The sequence below is a fragment of the Pseudomonas sp. P4_C1 genome, assembly GCF_056402155.1.
This window is the reverse complement of record NZ_JBFUHY010000011.1, coordinates 33,274-50,430: the sequence shown is the minus strand read 5'-3', so window position 1 is coordinate 50,430 and position 17,157 is coordinate 33,274. Positions and strand designations below refer to the sequence as shown.

Here is a 17,157-nt window from a genome sequence, read left to right as displayed (position 1 = left end):
AGCTAACACTTTGCCCCCTCGCCACAATAATCAGCAGTCGCCCGGGGCTACTCCGGCAACTCGACCAACCCATCGACATCCGTCATCGCCCGCTCCAGCAAGTCCGCCGGCAGGCTCTTGCTGGCCCGTGCGCCCAGCAGCTTGAGTTGTTCACTGCGACTGACCAGGTTGCCACGCCCTTCTGTCAGCTTGTTGCGCGCCGAACTGTAGGCCTTGTCCAGTTGCTGCAGGCGATTGCCGACCTCGTCCAGATCCTGAATGAACAGTACGAACTTGTCATACAGCCACCCGGCCCGCTCGGCGATCTCCCGGGCATTCTGGCTCTGGCGCTCCTGTTTCCACAGGCTGTCGATGACACGCAGGGTCGCCAGCAACGTGGTGGGGCTGACGATCACGATGTTGCGGTCGAATGCCTCCTGAAACAGCGTCGGCTCAGCCTGCAACGCGGCAGAAAACGCCGCCTCGATCGGTACGAAGAGCAATACGAAATCCAGGCTGTGCAAGCCATCGAGACGCTTGTAATCCTTGCCGGCCAAGCCTTTGACGTGATTGCGCAACGACAGCACGTGCTGCTTGATGGCGATCTGGCCGATGGCCTCGTCCTCAGCCGCCACGTATTGCTGATAGGCCGTCAGGCTGACCTTGGAGTCGACCACCACCTGCTTGTCGCCCGGCAGATAAATGATCACGTCCGGCTGAAAGCGCTCGCCGTCCGGTCCCTTGAGATTGACCTGCGTCTGGTACTCGCGGCCCTTCTCCAGTCCCGCATGCTCGAGCACGCGCTCAAGAATCAGTTCACCCCAATTGCCCTGGGTCTTTTGCCCTTTCAAGGCGCGGGTCAGGTTGGTGGCTTCATCGCTCAGGCGCAAATTCAGCTGTTGCAGTCGCTCCAGCTCCTTGGCCAGGGAGAACCGCTCACGAGCCTCATTCTGATAGCTTTCCTCGACACGTTTTTCGAAGGACTGGATGCGCTCTTTCAACGGATCAAGCAACTGCCCCAGGCGCTGCTGACTGGTTTCGGCAAAACGCTGCTCGCGCTCATCGAAAATTTTCCCCGCCAGCTCGGCAAACTGCGCGCGCAACTCGTCCCGCGAACCTTGCAGGTCGTTGAGGCGTTGCTGATGACTGTCCTGTTGCTCGCGCAATTCGGCGTTGAGCGAAGCGGCCTGGGCATCCAGACGGCGCAATTCGGCTTCCTTGCCGGCACGCTCGATATTCCACGCATGGGCGGCGTCCCGGGCGTCGTCGCGCTCGATCTGCAGCAGTTCGACTTCACGACGCAGCGCCGCCAGATCCGCCTGTTTGGCGGCGTTGGCCTGGGTCAGGTCAGCGATTTCGTCGCGGCTGGATTCGAGCTGTGCGTTCAATCCGTCCTGCGCCAGTTGCGCCATGGCCAGGCGCTCTTGCAGCAGTGCAACGTCTGCCTGCGTGGTGCTGGCCCGACGCTGAAGTTGCCAGGCCAATACCAGCAACGGTAACGCAGCCGCTGCCAGACCCAGCAATACGCTGGTCAAATCCATTGCCATAGCCACTCCTGCCAATCGGATAAAACCTGAAGGTTAACCAAGGCGTCTGGTCTTGGACAGCTCAGTCTTCGATCAGCCCCAGTTCCTGTTGAGCGCGGCGATCGCCTGCCCGGGCGGCCTGACGCAGCAGGTCCTGACCGATCCGGCGGTCCCGGGCATTCCCGCATTCCCGGCACATCAATTGGCCAAGACGGCTTTGTGCAGCCACCACGCCTTCACGGGCCGGCTGCTTGAGCAGCCGTCCGGCGATGTGTTTGACGTTACGGTTTTCGCCCAGATGCGGACTGTCCAACAGCCACTCCGCCACGCGCATGGAAAAGCGCTTGGTAGGGGCAATAGTGGGTTGTGTGGAGGAAGAGGAAACAGACGCTGAGCGAAACTTCATAAAGCACTGTGGGGCAGATCGGAAGGCGCGCAACTTTACTCTCTTTTTCTTACAGGTAAAGCTGAAAATATCCCGGCACACCCGTCCTAGAGCAAGCGCTCGGGACAATCCACAGAAGCTGTGGATAACTCAGTGGACAACCGCGCCTGAACCCGCTCAAAGCCCTGTGGAATGGGGCTCGCAGTCAAACTGACGATTTTTTCACCAGTTAAAAAAAGCGATGTTTTTCATTGACTTAAATTTTGGTTACAGGCAGCCATTGCGCTTGAACATGGGATGACAGCGGGGTGACAGACCGCGCAACTAATGTGCACAAGTCCCTTTGCGACGGTTATATCCATGCACTTTTTCGGAGCGTTTTTTGGTCATGCCTGGGGATAAGCCTTGGCAAACCCGGCGTTTAGACAGCTGCGTTGCTACTAACCTCGACAACCGATGGTCGGATATTGTTCTGCTACGGGGCATATCAATCGCAGGCAGCGCAGCTTCATACGCTTGGCTACAGGGCAAAACAGCCCGATCGGGCACCTGCCGGGAAATTTTTTTGCTAACACACTTCCCTTGGCCAGTTCAATCCGTTAGTATCCGCGGCGTTAGTACCAAGCTGAAAGTCAATTCTGGTCGAACAAATCCCCCGGTCAGCCTTCCCAAAGGAAGCCTCCACCGAGCAAGCGGGATCGACCACCTCGATGGTTTCCAGGTAAATCTTGCGCCGACACAACCTTTGAATCGAAAGCAAAGGGTGTTGCTCCGCCTGCTTACTCTGCTCGAACCAACCTGCAAATTGATCAGGATCTTCACCCCGGGCCCAGAACCTTTGCCCTTGATGTGTTGCCTGCCCTCCTAAGTACCTACCTGCCAGCCCAAGCGCGCCAATTTGTCAGCGCTTCAAACTGGCTGCTTTGTTCCAGTCGGGTTCTTCGTTCGACCAATGGTGGTCGTCGTCACTGGAACGTTTTAACTTTGCACGGCTCTTATCCGTGTCGCTTGTAGGAACACCAATTATGTCCACTCAAATCCACACTCAGGATGCCATTCGCACCCTAACCAACGCTTTTGCACCAATGAACTGCCTGATCATGGCCGCTCGCAAAGGCTGCTTCAGCTTCACCCTGGTCAACGAACACGGCATCGCCCGTCACAGCGAACGCCTGTACCCCGATCAATACTCCAGCGCCGAGCCGCTGCAGGCCGTGATCGAGCGTACCCGTCAGGCACTGGTTGCCTGAAACGCCAGAAAGGCTGAAAACCCGAAAGCCCTGCCCGAAAAGCAGGGCTTTTTATTGCCCAATGTTTCCCTTTCCTCGCACCATGACTAAGCACGATCCGATATAACGGTTATAACTGCTCGCTGGAAATATTTTAAAAACAGGCCTTTACAGCGCGAATATGACACTACACTTCAACTCAAGCGGCTTGACCCGCTTGCGGCGAGCCTGAGTCGATTCACAGCTGCCAAGGCCCCTTTCAGGTATCGCCGTCCAATTCAGGTTTCGAGGGTTTTATGGGTATCGCCGCCAGCGAACTGTGCCGTTATGTGATTCGTCCGACATTGATCTACCTCGGACGCCATAGCGCTACTGCCGAATCCTTGCTGCTGGGCATTGCCGCCAGCCAGTCCGCCCTTGGTTCCGCCCTGCATGACCGCCGTGGGCACGGCCTGTACCGCATTGCCGAGCCCCGCCACCAGGCCCTTTGGGACCATTACCTGGCCCTTGATCCGGAGCGTGCAAGCCTGGTCCGTGGCCTGGCCAGCCAGCATGCGTTTCTGAGTGGCCCGCACCTCGAATTGACCGTCAACCTGCGTTACGCCACAGCCATCGCCTGGCTGCTGGTGGAAGAACAGAATCCCCCCCTCCCCGCCCCTGATGATTTGTTGGGTATGGCCAGAATCTGGCGCCAGACCTTTCAGCCCCAGGGACGTCTGCGTGATTTCACCAGCGCCTGGCAAACCTGTGTTTCACCCCTGAATCAGGTCGCCTGCTGACACACTTGGATCCAAAGATCGCGAAACATGCCGCGATTTTGGTCGGATTGTCCTACAAAACCGCTCTAAATCAAGCGATACAGCCTATGGCGCCGGGACGAAAATGTTGGTAGTTTTCGCCCCGGTGATCATCAGGAATTCTAATAATGAAAAAAGTAATGCTCAAAACCACCATTAGCCTCGCCGTTGCCATCGCATCCACCCAGATCTTCGCGAGTGGCTTTGCCCTCAACGAACAGAGCATCAGTGGAATGGGGACTGGTTTTGCGGGACGCTCTTCATCTGCCGATGATGCAAGCACTGTTTTTGGCAACCCTGCCGGCATGTCGCGAATCAAGCGCCAGGAAGTCACTGGCGGGATCGCAGCTATCGATGCCTCGTCTGATATCAAAGACGCCCAAGGCGCCCACCCGGGTACCAACAAAGGCGACATGGTGCCATTCACAGCCGTTCCGATGGGCTATTACGTCAAGCCGATTGATGATCACTGGGCATTCGGCCTCGGTGTCTACGCACCTTTTGGTCTGATTACCGACTATGAAAATGGCTTCCAGGGTGCCGGTTTCGGCAGCAAGAGTGAAGTCAAGGTTGTCACCTTCCAGCCTACCGTCAGCTACGCCTTTAACGACAAAGTATCGATTGGTTTCGGCCCGACCATCAACCGCATTGGCGGCACTCTGGAGTCGGATGTACCTCTTTTTGGCGATACCCACGTCAAAATCAAAGGGGATGATGTCGCTCTTGGCTACAACTTCGGGGTCCTGGTACAAGCAACAGACACCACTCGTGTCGGCCTGACCTATCACTCGAAAGTGAAATACAAGATTGAAGGTCATACCGATATCAGCGCAGGCGCAAATTCACCTTCCGCCTTCCTGAAAAGCAATCGATACGATGCTTCGCTGAAAATCGAAACACCTGAATCTGTCGACTTCTCCGTGACACAACAGCTGACGGATGCGTGGACCCTTTATGCAGGTTCCACCTGGACTCGCTGGAGCCGTTTGAAAGACATCACCGTCAACAACGACGGCGTAACGGCGGCACAAGGCGGTGCATTGTCTCCGGCCCTGTTCGGCACCATTACGGAAGAGCAGAACTGGCACAATACCTGGGCCTACGCCATCGGTACCTCCTACCAGCTGAATAAGCAGTGGGTATTGCGCACCGGCCTGAGCTTTGACCAGTCGCCTACCAACAATACCGACCGATCCCCACGTATTCCTACAGGTGACCGCACAATCTTCAGCCTTGGCGCCGGCTACAACGTCACCGATGATCTGACCATCGACGTCGCCTACTCCTACCTGAAGGAAGAAGCTGTCAAGGTGGATCGCTCCAACCTGGTAGACAGTTACAGCGCCAAGTACGAAAACAGCGCCAACGGTTTCGGTGTCGGTGCGACCTACCGCTTCTGATGATTCCCGGCGAGCCTGAACCGCTCGCCATCGGAATCAAAAAAGCCCCGCTCTCCTCATGGAAGCGGGGCTTTTCATTTGTAGGAACAACCGGTCGACGCTCGAATGCTCGCGAAAACCTCAAGGCGTCTCGTACATCCTGAAAGCACGCGTCATCGTTCGCGTCCATCGCGAGCAGGCTCGCTCCTACATCAGGGGGTCGACACGAGCGGTGGCGAAGCCAGGGCTTTTTCCACCGCAGCGATGAATTCGGGATCATCCGGCTTGGTCAGGCTGGAGAAGTTGGCGATCACCTTGCCCTGGCGATCCACCACATACTTGTAGAAATTCCACTTCGGCGCGCTGGATTGACTGGCGAGGACTTTGAACAAGTGCGTCGCCTCTTCGCCGCGAACCTTTTGCGGCTCGGTCATGGTGAAGGTCACGCCATAATTGACGTAGCAGACCTTGGCGGTCTCGGCACCGTCCTTCGACTCCTGCTTGAAGTCATTGGACGGAACGCCAATCACCTCCAGCCCTTGACCCTTGAAGCGCTGGTTCAGCGCCTCAAGGCCTTTGAACTGCGGAGCAAAGCCACAGAAGCTTGCGGTATTGACCACCACCAACGGCTTACCAGCGAAGCGCTGGCACAAATCGATGGATTCCTTGGCACGCAGCTTGGGCAACGAGCCTTGCAAAAGATCCGGGCAGTCCGCCGCGTGAGCCAACCCGGTAAACGCGACCAGTAATGCGGGAACTGCCAGCCAGCGCATCAGCATGTCGGGAAATCCTTGAGCAATCGTCAGGGTTAGACGTTACTCGCCCCGCCATCGCGCTAGCAAGTCCCCATGCCCAACTGCAAAAGCGCCAGCCCGCCCTGATGCCAGCCCCACCACGACAACGCCAGCAATAAGGCGCATACGGCGGCTACAGCGATCCGCGGCCAGAGACTGTTCATATCGCACTCATTTGTGTTTGCAGGCGCGCCACCGGCCGTTCACGCACCGGCCAGTTCAGGGCGGCGGCCAACAGGCTCAGGAGAATCGCGACCTGCCAGATCAAGTCATAGCTGCCGGTACGGTCGTACACCACGCCACCCAGCCAGCCGCCCAGGAACGAACCGAGCTGGTGAAACAGGAAAACAATCCCACCGAGCATGGACAGGTTTCGCACGCCAAACAAGGTCGCCACCGTACCGTTGGTCAACGGCACCGTCGACAGCCACAAAAAGCCCATGGCCATGCCGAACAAATAGGCCGTGGTGGTGGTCACCGGCGCCCACAGGAACAACGCAATGACCACCGCCCGCAGCAAATACAAACCGGTGAGCAAACGCGGCTTGGACATGCGCCCGCCAAGCCATCCTGCTGTGTAGGTGCCGAAAATGTTGAACAGGCCGATCAGCGCCAGCACCGTGGTGCCGACCGTCGCCGGAAGATGCTGATCCACCAGATAGGCCGGCAAGTGCACACCGATGAACACCACCTGGAACCCGCACACAAAAAAGCCGAACGCCAGCAGCCAGAATCCGGAGTGGGAGCAGGCTTCGCGCAGTGCTTCGCCAAGGGTCTGTTCGTGGCCCAGGACGGGCAGCGGCTTGTCCTTGAGCATACTCACCAGCGGCACGATCAACGCCACCAGCAAGCCCAGCACCAGCAGCGCCGCGGACCAGCCAAGCCATCCGATCAAACCGAGGGTGCCGGGCAACATCGCGAACTGGCCGAACGAACCGGCCGCACTGGCGATCCCCATGCCCATGCTGCGTTTTTCCGGCGGCACCGCGCGGCCGACTACACCCAGAATCACCGAGAACGACGTACCGGACAGTCCGATGCCGATCAGCAGACCGGCACTCAGGGACAAGGTCACCGCCGAGTCGGAGAGCCCCATGCAAATCAGCCCGGCCGCGTACAGGACGCCTCCGATCAGCACCACTTTCGCCGCGCCGAAGCGGTCGGCCAGCGCGCCGGTGAATGGCTGAGCCAGGCCCCAGATCAGGTTCTGCAGGGCGATGGCGAAGGCAAAGACTTCACGGCCCCAGCCGAACTCGGCACTCATCGGTGCCAGAAACAGCCCGAAGCCATGTCGAACCCCCAGAGACAACGCAAGGATCAGCGCACTCCCCAACAGAACCCAGCCGCATGTACGCCACATCGATGTCATTGTTGTTCTCCGGTAGCGGGTATATACCCGCTTAAGATCGAAAAAACCGGCATCATGCCAGTTCATCCAGCAGCTTCAGTAAGATTTCGCGCTTCTCGGCCCCCAGGCGATCGATCAAACGCTGCTGTGCGGCTTCCCAGGCCGGCAAGGCAGCCTTCAGACGCTCTGCCCCGGCCTCGGTCAACAGGACGATGCGGTTACGCATGTCCTCGCCCTCGACCAGCGTCACCAGGCCGTCACCCTCCAGCACCCGTAAATTGCGCCCCAGGGTGCTGCGATCCAGGCCCATGGCCTCGGCCAGGGTTGAGATACTCGGGTGATCCAGACGCTGCAGGTTGCACAGCAAAGAATACTGCGCAACGTTGATCCCGAAGCCGTCGAGAGCGCCGTCGTAATGCCTGCTGACGCCACGGGCGGCGCGACGCAGGTTGATGCATAAACATTGGGAATCGAGCATGGTGCGTGTATATACCCGCGAGTCGGTTAAATCAAGTGACATGGAGTTTGTTCAGTGATCAGGCGGTGTCCCGAAAATCGCTTTCGCGAGCAGGCTCGCTCCCACAGATATTTTCGGTGTGCCCACTATTGTGTCAACAAAACTGAAACCCTGTGGGAGCGAGCCTGCTCGCGAAGAGGCCGGAACATTCACCACTACGGCGCTCAGGCTAATGCCAATCCAACCAACACCCCTACCTCCAGCAACTCCAGCATTGCACCTGCCGTATCGCCCGTCGTTCCACCCAGCCGCCGCAACATCACCTGGCGCAACGAGACAAACCCCAGCACTGCCAACACCACCGCCAGCGCACCGCTGACGCCTGCGATCAACACACAGGCCAGTGCACTGACCGCCAACACCTGTCTGCCCGCCGAACGCGGAAGATGGTCGGCCAATGCCTGGCCCAGGCCACCGGCACGCACATAGGGCGTAGTCAGGAACAAACCGAGCAATGCGCTGCGACCGATCAACGGCACGATGATCAATGCCAGCGAATGCGGCTGTTCGATCAGCGCCAGCAGCGCGGTGAACTTGAGCAACAACACCAGCACCAGCGTCACCACGGCGATCGGCCCGCTGCGCGGGTCTTTCATGATGGTCAGCGTACGCTCACGGTCGCCAAAACCGCCGAGCCAGGCATCGGCGCTGTCCGCCAGGCCATCGAGATGCAATCCGCCACTGAGCAGCACCCAAACGCTCAGCAACAGCGCCGCGTGCAACAACATCGGCGTGCCCAGTAACAGCCAGTTGACTGCCCACAGAATCGCGCCAAACAGCAATCCCACCAACGGATAAAACAGCAGCGACCGCCCCAGCTCCCGGGGCTCAGGCATGCCGGGCAGGCGTATCGGCAGGCTGCTGAGAAATTGCAGGGCGATCCAGAATGGCAGCATGGTCAGAGCACTTCCTTCAACAGGCCCGCAGGCTCCACTGTCAGCGAAAACAGCGCGCCATGCCCGACCTCAACGTTGAGCAGTTGCTCTCGCGGCAGCCCTCGCGCTTGTGCCAGCAACAGACGCATCACTCCGCCATGGCTGATCAGCAGAATGCGCTCACCGGTACAGGTCGCATGCAAGCGCTCCAGCGCTGCCAGCACCCGTGCCGAAAAGTCTGCAACCGGCTCACCCTGAGGCGGCGTGAACGAATAAGGATCGGCCCAGAACAAACCCAGCGCCTGCGCGTCGGTTTCCATCAACGCCGCCGCGTTCTGCCCTTCCCAAGCGCCGAAATGCAACTCTTGCAGGTCTTTGTCCAGTTGCACCGGCACGCCCAATTGCGCACCGAGCTCCTCGGCAAAGCGTGCACAACGCTTTAACGGCGAACTGACCAGCCGGTCCCACGGGCCTTGTCCGACCACGGCGGCGCGCATCTGCGCCCAGCCCAAATCGGTCAATGCATCATCGATGCTGCCACGCAAGCCGCCGCCGAGTTCAGTTTCACCGTGACGCAACAGATCCACGCGCAAGGTCATGCCGGACGATCTGCCACGGCGGCTTCGGCGAAGGTCGCCATCTGACCGTGCAGGTCGCACGCCAGGCGCAGCAGCGGCACAGCCAATGCCGCGCCACTGCCTTCGCCAAGCCGCAGGCCGAGATCGAGCAACGGCTGCGCGTTCAGGGTTTCCAGCACATGACGATGCCCTGGCTCGGCGCCGCGATGACCGAACAACAGCCACTGACGACACTCTGGATTCAAGCGCACCGCAACCAGCGCCGCGACACTGCAAATGAAACCGTCCACCAGCACCGCGACACCCTCCTGGGCACAGGCGAGATAGGCACCGACCAGCGCGGCGATCTCAAAACCGCCGAGGTTGAACAGGGTCTGCAAGGCGTCGCCACGCTGCGCGCCATGCAATGCCAGGGCGCGCTCGATCACCTGCGCTTTGTGGCTGACACCTTCGGCATTAAGCCCGGTGCCAGGCCCGGTCAGATGCACCACCGGGCAATCGAGCAGCGCGCACGCCAGGGCGCTGGCGGCGGTGGTGTTGCCGATGCCCATTTCGCCACCGATAAACAACTGCGCACCGCTGGCGATGGCCCGCTGCACGCTGTCACGACCGGCTTGCAGGGCGAGTTGCCCTTGGGCCTGGGTCATGGCCGCCCCCTGTACAAAGTTTGCCGTGCCCGGGCCGACGTTCAGGTAACGCACGCCCGGCAGGCTCAGCGACGGCGTTACCGTGCCAAGGTCAACCACCTCGAGGGAAGCGCCCAACTGCCGCGCCAGTACGCTGATCGCCGCACCGCCACTGACAAAGTTGTGCAGCATCTGCCCGGTCACTTCCTGAGGAAACGCCGACACCCCCTCAGCGACCACACCATGGTCGCCGGCAAAAATCGCGATCCATACCTGATCCAGACTCGGCTTGACCCGTCCCTGCAACCCCGCCAGTTGCACCGCCACCAATTCCAGCTGACCGAGGGAGCCGGCCGGTTTGGTCAGTTGCTGCTGCCGCGCCTGCGCCTGTTCGACCGCTTGGGTATCGACCGGCCTGCACGGGTTCAGCCACCAGGATTGAGTCATAACGCAGTTCCTTTCAAAGTCAGGGGCAGGCCGGCGACCGTCAGGACTACACGCTGACAGCGCTCAGCCAGAGCTTGATGCAGCCAACCGGCTTCATCGACATAGCGGCGAGTCAATTCGCCCAGCGGCACGACACCCATTCCGGTCTCGTTGCTGACAAAAATGATTTCACCCGGCAGCGACGCCAGGCAGTCCAGCAAGGCATCGCGCTCGGCGTGCAAGCGCCCGGCATCGTCGAGCATCAGCAGATTGGTCAGCCACAGGGTCAGGCAATCCACCAACAGGCAACCGTCGGCACGGGCGGATTCGCGCAGCACCCGGGCCAGTTCCAGCGGCTCTTCGATCAATGCCCATTCGGCAGGACGACGGGCGCGGTGATGGGCCACCCGCTCGTTCATTTCTCCATCGAGTGGCTGACTGGTGGCGATGTAGGTCACGGCCAGCGCGCTGTCGATGGCGAGTTTTTCAGCCAGGCGACTCTTGCCGGAGCGGGCGCCGCCGAGGATCAGTTGGTGCATGGTTGTTTCCTTGAAATCTTTGGTGAGGCTGCTGCCCTCATCGCGGGCAAGCCCGCTCCCACCGGGGGCTGAGTTGTGATCAAGATTTTGATCACCCCACAATTAACTGTGGGAGCGGGCTTGCCCGCGATGAGGCCATGACAGGCGCCTCAAATCCCGCAGAGCTGTCGCAACAGCCCGGTATCCAGATGCTTCTCCACCAGATCCGCCAGTCGTTCGATATCACGCTCGCGCAGGGCGTGGTAATCCACGTCCTGCACCTCCTGCAAACCCGCCCAGCGCAGCAGCGCACTGCACGCCGCCGGCGATTCGAACAGCCCGTGCAGGTAGGTGCCGAAAATCTGCCCGTCAACACTTTGCGCACCATCACAGCGACCGTCATCCAGTTGCACGGCAGCATTTTCCAGCGCCGGTCCGGTGGTCACGCCGGCATGAATTTCATAGCCCGCCACCGGCGCATCTTCCAGCGCCAGGCGACCACGCACATTACGCAACTGCTTCTCTTGTTCGAGCTGGGTCTGGAACGCCAGCAGCCCCAAACCGGCACTGGATCCCGGTGCACCTTCGAGACCCAGCGGGTCATGCACCTGCTCACCGAGCATCTGCAGGCCGCCACAAATTCCCAGGAGTTTCCCGCCGTAACGCAGATGCCGGGCGATGGCGGTGTCCCAGCCGTTGGCCCGCAGGTACGCGAGGTCGCTGCGCACGCTTTTCGAGCCGGGAAGGATGATCAGATCGGCGGGTGGAATGGCTTGGCCAGGGCCGATGAATTGCAGGTCCACTTGCGGATGCAGGCGCAGCGGATCGAAGTCGGTGTGGTTGCTGATGCGCGGCAGCACCGGCACCACCACCTTCAGCACCTGTTCAGCCTTATCGGCCTGGCGCTGGTCGATGCCGTCCTCGGCCTCCAGGTGCAGGTCCATCACGTACGGCAGCACGCCAATCACCGGTTTGCCGGTGCGCTCTTCGAGCCAGTCGAGACCGGGTTGCAGCAACGCGATATCACCACGAAAACGATTGATGATGAAGCCTTTGACCCGCGCCTGTTCGCTCGGCGACAGCAGTTCGAGGGTGCCTACCAGGTGGGCGAAAACCCCGCCGCGATTGATATCGGCAATCAGCAGCACCGGGCAATCCACCGCTTCGGCGAAGCCCATGTTGGCGATGTCACCTGCCCGCAAATTGATTTCCGCCGGCGAGCCTGCGCCCTCGACAATCACCAGCGGATACGCCGCGCTCAAGCGCTCGTGGGAGGCCAACACCGCTTGCAGGGCGATGGTCTTGTAGTCGTGATAGGCGACGGCGTTCATGGTGGTGACGGCGCGGCCATGGACGATCACTTGGGCACCGGTGTCACTGTTGGGCTTGAGCAGCACCGGATTCATGTCGGTGTGCGGCTCAAGGTTCGCGGCCTGGGCTTGGACCGCCTGGGCGCGGCCAATCTCGCCACCGTCGGCGGTCACCGCACTGTTGAGTGCCATGTTCTGCGGCTTGAACGGCACCACCCTGACGCCCTGGCGCGTGGCCCAACGGCACAGCGCGGTCACCAGCGTGCTTTTACCGGCATCCGATGTGGTGCCCTGCACCATCAGCGTGGTCATTGGTTTTCCTTGGCGAAATCTTCGAATGCCTGCGCCAGTCGCACCCAGGCGGCTTCGTCACCGGGCAAGCCGAATCGCAGGCTGCTGTTGTGCGTGAACAATCGCAGGAGAATGCCGCGCCGGGCCATGAATTCCTGCAGTTCTTCGGCGCGCTCGGTGATCAGCCACTGGAACAGCGCACAACCGCCCTGAGGCTGGAACCCTTGTTGTTCCAGCATCGACGCAAGGCGCTCGCTGGCCTCATCCGCGCGCACCCGTTGCCGCGTCTGCCCTTCGGTATCGCGCAGGCAGGCCTGGCCCACTACCCGGGTTGCCCCGCTCACGGCCCACGGCCCCACTTGTTCAGCCAGCAACTTGAGCAACTTGCGCTCGGCCAGCACAAACCCCAGGCGCACACCGGCCAGGCCGAAAAACTTGCCGAAGGAGCGCAGGACGATCAACCCGACTTGATGGGCAAACGGCGCCAGGCTCAGTTGCGGCGTGTTATCCATGAACGCTTCGTCCACCACCAGCCAGCCACCGCGCTGGGCCAGCCGCGCGTGCCAGTCGAGCAGGCGACTGGGGGTGAGGCTCAGGCCTGTGGGGTTATTCGGGTTGACCACCACCAGCACATCGAAACTGTCGATAAAGAAGTCGACTTCGTGCTCCAGCACTTCACGCACGATGTAGCCGTTACGACGCCACGCTTCAGCGTGCTCGGCATAACACGGCGACAGCACGCCGACCTTGCCTGCCCGACGCAATCGCGGCAGCAGCTGGATTGCCATTTGCGAGCCGGCCACCGGCAATGCCTGCAAGGTGCCGTAGTAATCACAGGCGGCTTGCTCCAGGCCATCGTCCGCTTCCGGCAAACGAGCCCAGGCCCGCAGCGGAATATCCGGCACCGGGAACGGCCAGGGCGCAAGGCCCGTCGACAGGTCCAGCCAGTCGGCTTCCTCTATGCCGTATTCGAGCGCCGCCTTGCGCAATCGCCCACCGTGCTCAAGCATAAAATTCGGCCCCCAGGCAGAGAATCAGCAGCCATAACCATACCCCGCGCTGGACCAATTGCCAGCCTCGGTCAATGGAGTCGGCATCCGCCGGCACACCTTCGCCCAACTGTGGACGCTGATGCAGTTCGCCGTGATAAATCGCCGCTCCGCCCAATTCGACGCCAAGGGCACCCGCCCCTGCCGCCATCACCGGGCCAGCGTTCGGGCTGTCCCAGGTCGGGCCCTGGGTGCGCCAGCATTTCAACGCCAGCCGGGTTTTACCCAGCAGCGCGTAAGTCAGTGCCACCAGGCGCGCAGGAATGTAATTGAGCACGTCGTCGACCTTCGCCGCCGCCCAGCCAAACCGTTCGAAGCGCTCATTGCGATAGCCCCACATCGCATCCAGGGTATTGCTCAGGCGGTAGAGCACCACGCCCGGCGCACCCGCCACGGCAAACCAGAACAACGCCGCGAACACTGCGTCGCTGCCGTTCTCCAGCACCGACTCGGTGGCGGCACGGGCGACTTCGGTTTTATCCAGATCACTGGTTTTACGGCTGACCAGATAACTCACGCGTTTGCGCGCTTCATCAAGATCATCGCCGCGCAATGCCTTGGCCACAGGCGTGACGTGCTCACCGAGGCTGCGCATACCGAGGGCGCAATAGAGCGCGAGAATCTCGACGATCCAGCCGACATAAGGCGCCCAGGAGAATGCCGTGACCAGCAATGTCAGCGGCAACACGGCAATCACCCACGCAGTGACGCCATGACTGCGCCAGCCGCGACCGCCACCATTGAAGCGTTGCTCGATGCGCTCGGCAAAACGGCCGAACGCCACCAGCGGATGCCAGCGTTTGGGTTCGCCCAGCAGCGCATCCAGCGCAACCGCGGCGACACTCAACAACGCCACACTCATTGACTCACTCCCCAATAATTTTCATACAGCAATTCATGTAGCGGACGCGCCTGCGCCCAGCCTTCGAGCACCAGCATCGGTGCCGGATAGAACTCCTTCACCGGCCCCAGGCACAGCACGGCCAGAGGCTTGGCTCCAGGTGGCAACTTCAGCAAATCGGCCAGGGCTTGCGGTTCGAACAGCGACACCCAGCCCATGCCCAGCCCTTCGGCGCGGGACGCCAGCCACAGGTTCTGGATAGCACAGGACAGCGAGGCCATGTCCATTTCCGGCAGCGTGCGGCGGCCGAAGATATGCTGCGCGCGATCGTCCATCAGGGCGGCGACCAGTACCTCGGCGCAATCGTTGATGCCTTCGACCTTGAGCTTCATGAACTCATCGCTGCGCTCACCGAGGGCTTCGGCGGTGCGAATGCGTTCTTCTTCCACCAGGGCCTGGATTTGTCCGCGCAAGGCGCGATTACTGATGCGGATGAAGCGCCAGGGCTGCATCAGGCCGACACTGGGCGCCTGATGTGCCGCCTCGAGCAGGCGTCGCAGCAATTCGGGCTCGACGGTGCCGCCGCTGAAGTGGCGCATGTCGCGGCGTTCGGCGATGGCGCGGTAGACCGCAGCGCGTTCGGCTTCAGAGAATGCGTTGTCGGTCATGGCCTCTTCGCGGGCAAGCCCGCTCCCACAGGGTTTTGGTCAGGCGCAAACAGCGCGGCAATCGCCGAGGGGTTAGACGGAAAATAAAAGTGCACATAAGAAGCAGTCATCCGCCCCTCACGATAGACCGCCTCTGCTCCACGCCCGCCGTTAGGGCTCAAACCCCGGGCAATCGGCGCCAGTTCAGTGGTGGTCAACGAATGGTGATAGGTGTGCCCGCGCAGCGAACCTTCTGGCAGTTCCACCGCCTGCAACGCCAGCGCGGCCAGACGCTTTTGCATCACCGCATCCCCGGCCAGCAAGCCAACCAGTTCAGCGCGAGTGCCCTCGACATCGGTCAGGGAATCTAGCAGATACAGCATGCCGCCACACTCGGCGAGCAAGGGTTTGCCTGCCCGGTGGTGAGCGCGAATCGCATCGAGCATCACGGTGTTTTGCGCCAGCGCGACATGGTGCAGCTCAGGGTAACCGCCCGGCAGGTACAGGCTGTCCGCCTCCGGCAACCCACGGTCGCGGATCGGCGAGAAGAACGCCAACTCGGCGCCCATCGCCCGCAGCAGATCCAGGCTCGCGCCGTAGGTGAACGCGAAGGCTTCATCACGGGCGACGGCAATGCGCACACCGGCCAGCAGCGGTGCGGCTGCGATGACATCAGGGGCGGCGAACTCGACCGCCGGCGGCAGAGCGACCTCGCAACTGCTGGCCAGGGCATCGGCTGCCGCGTCGAGGCGCAGGTCGAGATCGTTCAACTCACTGGCCTGCACCAGCCCCAGGTGCCGACTCGGCAATTCGATCCCGGTTTCCCGGGACAGCGCGCCGTACCAGCGCAGACCTTCAGTCAGGCTGCCTTCGAGCAGTTGCGCATGGCGCAGCGTGCCGACGCGATTGGCCAGCACGCCGGCGAACGGCAAGTCCGGCTGATAACGCGCCAGCCCCAGAGCCAAAGCGCCGAAGGTCTGGGCCATGGCGGTGCCATCGATCACACCCAGCACCGGCACACCGAAATGCCGCGCCAGATCGGCGCTCGACGGCGTACCGTCGAACAGCCCCATAACGCCTTCGATCAGGATCAGGTCTGCTTCAGCGGCGGCTTCCCACAGCAGCCGGCGACTTTCTTGCTCACCAACCATCCACATGTCCAGTTGATACACCGGCGCACCGCTGGCGCGCTCGAGAATCATCGGATCGAGAAAGTCGGGGCCGCACTTGAACACGCGGACCTTGCGCCCCTGATTGCGATGCAATCGGGCCAGCGCCGCGGTGACGGTGGTCTTGCCCTGGCCAGAGGCCGGCGCGGCAATCAGTACCGCCGGACAGTGTCGAGGCTGACTCACAATTCGACGCCTTTCTGCGCTTTGATCCCGGCCTGGAAGGCGTGTTTGATCACGCCCATTTCGGTGACGGTGTCAGCCATCTCGATCATTTCCGGCTTGGCGGCACGCCCGGTGACCACCACGTGTTGCATCGGCGGCCGGGACTGCAAGTCACTGAGCACCTGATCGAGATCGAGGTAGCCATGCTTGAGGGCGATGTTCAGTTCATCCAACACCACCAGACCGATGGACGGATCGCACAGCAGTTGCCGGGACACCGCCCAGGCGGCTTCGGCGGCGGCGATGTCGCGCTGGCGGTCCTGGGTTTCCCAGGTAAAGCCTTCGCCCATCACATGAAAACGCACCTGCTCGGGAAAGCGCCGGAAGAACAACTCTTCGCCCGTGCTGTTACGGCCCTTGATGAACTGCACCACGCCGCATTGCATGCCGTGCCCCATGGCGCGGGCAAGCATGCCGAAGGCCGAACTGCTCTTGCCCTTGCCGTTGCCGGTCAGCACCAGCAGCAGGCCACACTCGTTCGGGGAATTGGCGATGCGCTCGTCGATCACGGCTTTTTTGCGCTGCATGCGCGCCAGATGGCGTTCGTCACGATCGGGGGTATCAGTCATGGGGGAGCTCTCCGTTGAGGCAGGAATAACGGCGGGCAGGCACAAAAATAGAAGGCAACAAGCCTGGCATCGCCCACCG

The 17,157-nt window shown here is 61.1% G+C and carries 19 protein-coding genes; 3 read left to right on the top strand and 16 right to left on the bottom strand.

Annotated features, from left to right (window positions below; genetic code table 11):
- Positions 1-47: 47 nt before the first annotated feature.
- Positions 48-1,412 carry a DNA recombination protein RmuC gene (locus AC1DU9_RS09940; protein WP_223462223.1) on the bottom strand — a complete coding sequence of 455 codons (1,365 nt, stop codon included), beginning with the start codon at positions 1,410-1,412 and terminating at the stop codon, positions 48-50.
- 175 nt (positions 1,413-1,587) lie between these two features.
- Positions 1,588-1,911, bottom strand: coding sequence for an SEL1-like repeat protein (locus tag AC1DU9_RS09935; RefSeq protein ID WP_223462150.1), 324 nt, complete (start codon positions 1,909-1,911; stop codon positions 1,588-1,590).
- 1,004 nt (positions 1,912-2,915) lie between these two features.
- On the opposite strand from AC1DU9_RS09935, the gene AC1DU9_RS09930 reads away from it, so the two are divergent.
- The 3 genes from AC1DU9_RS09930 to AC1DU9_RS09920 all read left to right on the top strand — a co-directional run bounded on the left by AC1DU9_RS09930 (position 2,916) and on the right by AC1DU9_RS09920 (position 5,316).
- Positions 2,916-3,140, top strand: coding sequence for a hypothetical protein (locus AC1DU9_RS09930; protein ID WP_007898912.1), 225 nt, complete (start codon positions 2,916-2,918; stop codon positions 3,138-3,140).
- Positions 3,141-3,415: 275 nt separating this feature from the next.
- Positions 3,416-3,898 carry a hypothetical protein gene (locus tag AC1DU9_RS09925; protein WP_457266099.1) on the top strand — a complete coding sequence of 161 codons (483 nt, stop codon included), beginning with the start codon at positions 3,416-3,418 and terminating at the stop codon, positions 3,896-3,898.
- 146 nt (positions 3,899-4,044) lie between these two features.
- The gene (locus AC1DU9_RS09920; protein ID WP_223463305.1) at positions 4,045-5,316 is read left to right on the top strand and encodes an OmpP1/FadL family transporter; all 1,272 of its coding nucleotides are present in this window, start codon (positions 4,045-4,047) and stop codon (positions 5,314-5,316) included.
- A gap of 191 nt (positions 5,317-5,507) precedes the next feature.
- On the opposite strand, the gene AC1DU9_RS09915 is transcribed toward AC1DU9_RS09920, so the two are convergent.
- The 14 genes from AC1DU9_RS09915 to cobO all read right to left on the bottom strand — a co-directional run bounded on the left by AC1DU9_RS09915 (position 5,508) and on the right by cobO (position 17,078).
- Positions 5,508-6,074, bottom strand: coding sequence for a glutathione peroxidase (locus tag AC1DU9_RS09915; RefSeq protein ID WP_223463306.1), 567 nt, complete (start codon positions 6,072-6,074; stop codon positions 5,508-5,510).
- Between the two features lie 56 nt (positions 6,075-6,130).
- The gene (locus AC1DU9_RS09910; protein ID WP_263289907.1) at positions 6,131-6,253 is read right to left on the bottom strand and encodes a hypothetical protein; all 123 of its coding nucleotides are present in this window, start codon (positions 6,251-6,253) and stop codon (positions 6,131-6,133) included.
- Positions 6,250-7,458 carry an MFS transporter gene (locus AC1DU9_RS09905; protein ID WP_223463307.1) on the bottom strand — a complete coding sequence of 403 codons (1,209 nt, stop codon included), beginning with the start codon at positions 7,456-7,458 and terminating at the stop codon, positions 6,250-6,252. The genes AC1DU9_RS09910 and AC1DU9_RS09905 overlap by 4 nt, the downstream gene beginning before the upstream one ends.
- Before the next feature lie 52 nt (positions 7,459-7,510).
- Complete coding sequence (locus AC1DU9_RS09900) at positions 7,511-7,915, bottom strand: MarR family winged helix-turn-helix transcriptional regulator (RefSeq protein WP_223463341.1); 405 nt, start codon at positions 7,913-7,915, stop codon at positions 7,511-7,513.
- Positions 7,916-8,118: 203 nt separating this feature from the next.
- Positions 8,119-8,850: an adenosylcobinamide-GDP ribazoletransferase gene (locus AC1DU9_RS09895; protein WP_477810073.1), complete on the bottom strand. Its 732-nt coding sequence runs from the start codon at positions 8,848-8,850 to the stop codon at positions 8,119-8,121.
- A 2-nt stretch (positions 8,851-8,852) separates the two neighbouring features.
- Entirely contained in the window at positions 8,853-9,428 is a 576-nt protein-coding gene (cobC, locus tag AC1DU9_RS09890; protein WP_477810072.1) for an alpha-ribazole phosphatase family protein, read from the bottom strand.
- On the bottom strand, positions 9,425-10,480 hold the full coding sequence (gene cobT / locus AC1DU9_RS09885) for a nicotinate-nucleotide--dimethylbenzimidazole phosphoribosyltransferase (RefSeq protein ID WP_477810071.1): 1,056 nt from the start codon (positions 10,478-10,480) through the stop codon (positions 9,425-9,427). Before cobT ends, cobC begins: the two co-directional genes overlap by 4 nt.
- Entirely contained in the window at positions 10,477-10,998 is a 522-nt protein-coding gene (gene cobU / locus AC1DU9_RS09880; RefSeq protein WP_477810070.1) for a bifunctional adenosylcobinamide kinase/adenosylcobinamide-phosphate guanylyltransferase, read from the bottom strand. Before cobU ends, cobT begins: the two co-directional genes overlap by 4 nt.
- A gap of 149 nt (positions 10,999-11,147) precedes the next feature.
- The gene (locus tag AC1DU9_RS09875) at positions 11,148-12,599 is read right to left on the bottom strand and encodes a cobyric acid synthase (RefSeq protein ID WP_477810069.1); all 1,452 of its coding nucleotides are present in this window, start codon (positions 12,597-12,599) and stop codon (positions 11,148-11,150) included.
- Positions 12,596-13,588 (bottom strand): threonine-phosphate decarboxylase CobD, encoded by a 993-nt coding sequence (gene cobD, locus AC1DU9_RS09870; protein ID WP_223463313.1) that lies wholly within the window; start codon positions 13,586-13,588, stop codon positions 12,596-12,598. The genes AC1DU9_RS09875 and cobD overlap by 4 nt, the downstream gene beginning before the upstream one ends.
- Positions 13,581-14,489, bottom strand: coding sequence for an adenosylcobinamide-phosphate synthase CbiB (gene cbiB / locus AC1DU9_RS09865; RefSeq protein WP_223463314.1), 909 nt, complete (start codon positions 14,487-14,489; stop codon positions 13,581-13,583). Before cbiB ends, cobD begins: the two co-directional genes overlap by 8 nt.
- The gene (gene bluB, locus AC1DU9_RS09860; RefSeq protein WP_223463315.1) at positions 14,486-15,136 is read right to left on the bottom strand and encodes a 5,6-dimethylbenzimidazole synthase; all 651 of its coding nucleotides are present in this window, start codon (positions 15,134-15,136) and stop codon (positions 14,486-14,488) included. The genes cbiB and bluB overlap by 4 nt, the downstream gene beginning before the upstream one ends.
- Positions 15,133-16,470 (bottom strand): cobyrinic acid a,c-diamide synthase CobB, encoded by a 1,338-nt coding sequence (locus AC1DU9_RS09855; protein ID WP_223463316.1) that lies wholly within the window; start codon positions 16,468-16,470, stop codon positions 15,133-15,135. Before AC1DU9_RS09855 ends, bluB begins: the two co-directional genes overlap by 4 nt.
- Complete coding sequence (cobO, locus tag AC1DU9_RS09850; protein WP_457266100.1) at positions 16,467-17,078, bottom strand: cob(I)yrinic acid a,c-diamide adenosyltransferase; 612 nt, start codon at positions 17,076-17,078, stop codon at positions 16,467-16,469. Before cobO ends, AC1DU9_RS09855 begins: the two co-directional genes overlap by 4 nt.
- Positions 17,079-17,157 lie beyond the last annotated feature (79 nt).

Coding starts and splice junctions, on each gene's coding strand:
- AC1DU9_RS09935 (WP_223462150.1), bottom strand. CDS start 1,911: ATGAAGTTTCGCTCAGCGTCTGTTTCCTCTTCCTCCACACAACCCACT.
- AC1DU9_RS09930 (WP_007898912.1), top strand. CDS start 2,916: ATGTCCACTCAAATCCACACTCAGGATGCCATTCGCACCCTAACCAAC.
- AC1DU9_RS09925 (WP_457266099.1), top strand. CDS start 3,416: ATGGGTATCGCCGCCAGCGAACTGTGCCGTTATGTGATTCGTCCGACA.
- AC1DU9_RS09920 (WP_223463305.1), top strand. CDS start 4,045: ATGAAAAAAGTAATGCTCAAAACCACCATTAGCCTCGCCGTTGCCATC.
- AC1DU9_RS09915 (WP_223463306.1), bottom strand. CDS start 6,074: ATGCTGATGCGCTGGCTGGCAGTTCCCGCATTACTGGTCGCGTTTACC.
- AC1DU9_RS09910 (WP_263289907.1), bottom strand. CDS start 6,253: ATGAACAGTCTCTGGCCGCGGATCGCTGTAGCCGCCGTATGCGCCTTA.
- AC1DU9_RS09905 (WP_223463307.1), bottom strand. CDS start 7,458: ATGACATCGATGTGGCGTACATGCGGCTGGGTTCTGTTGGGGAGTGCG.
- AC1DU9_RS09900 (WP_223463341.1), bottom strand. CDS start 7,915: ATGCTCGATTCCCAATGTTTATGCATCAACCTGCGTCGCGCCGCCCGT.
- AC1DU9_RS09895 (WP_477810073.1), bottom strand. CDS start 8,850: ATGCTGCCATTCTGGATCGCCCTGCAATTTCTCAGCAGCCTGCCGATA.
- cobC (WP_477810072.1), bottom strand. CDS start 9,428: ATGACCTTGCGCGTGGATCTGTTGCGTCACGGTGAAACTGAACTCGGC.
- cobT (WP_477810071.1), bottom strand. CDS start 10,480: ATGACTCAATCCTGGTGGCTGAACCCGTGCAGGCCGGTCGATACCCAA.
- cobU (WP_477810070.1), bottom strand. CDS start 10,998: ATGCACCAACTGATCCTCGGCGGCGCCCGCTCCGGCAAGAGTCGCCTG.
- AC1DU9_RS09875 (WP_477810069.1), bottom strand. CDS start 12,599: ATGACCACGCTGATGGTGCAGGGCACCACATCGGATGCCGGTAAAAGC.
- cobD (WP_223463313.1), bottom strand. CDS start 13,588: ATGCTTGAGCACGGTGGGCGATTGCGCAAGGCGGCGCTCGAATACGGC.
- cbiB (WP_223463314.1), bottom strand. CDS start 14,489: ATGAGTGTGGCGTTGTTGAGTGTCGCCGCGGTTGCGCTGGATGCGCTG.
- bluB (WP_223463315.1), bottom strand. CDS start 15,136: ATGACCGACAACGCATTCTCTGAAGCCGAACGCGCTGCGGTCTACCGC.
- cobO (WP_457266100.1), bottom strand. CDS start 17,078: ATGACTGATACCCCCGATCGTGACGAACGCCATCTGGCGCGCATGCAG.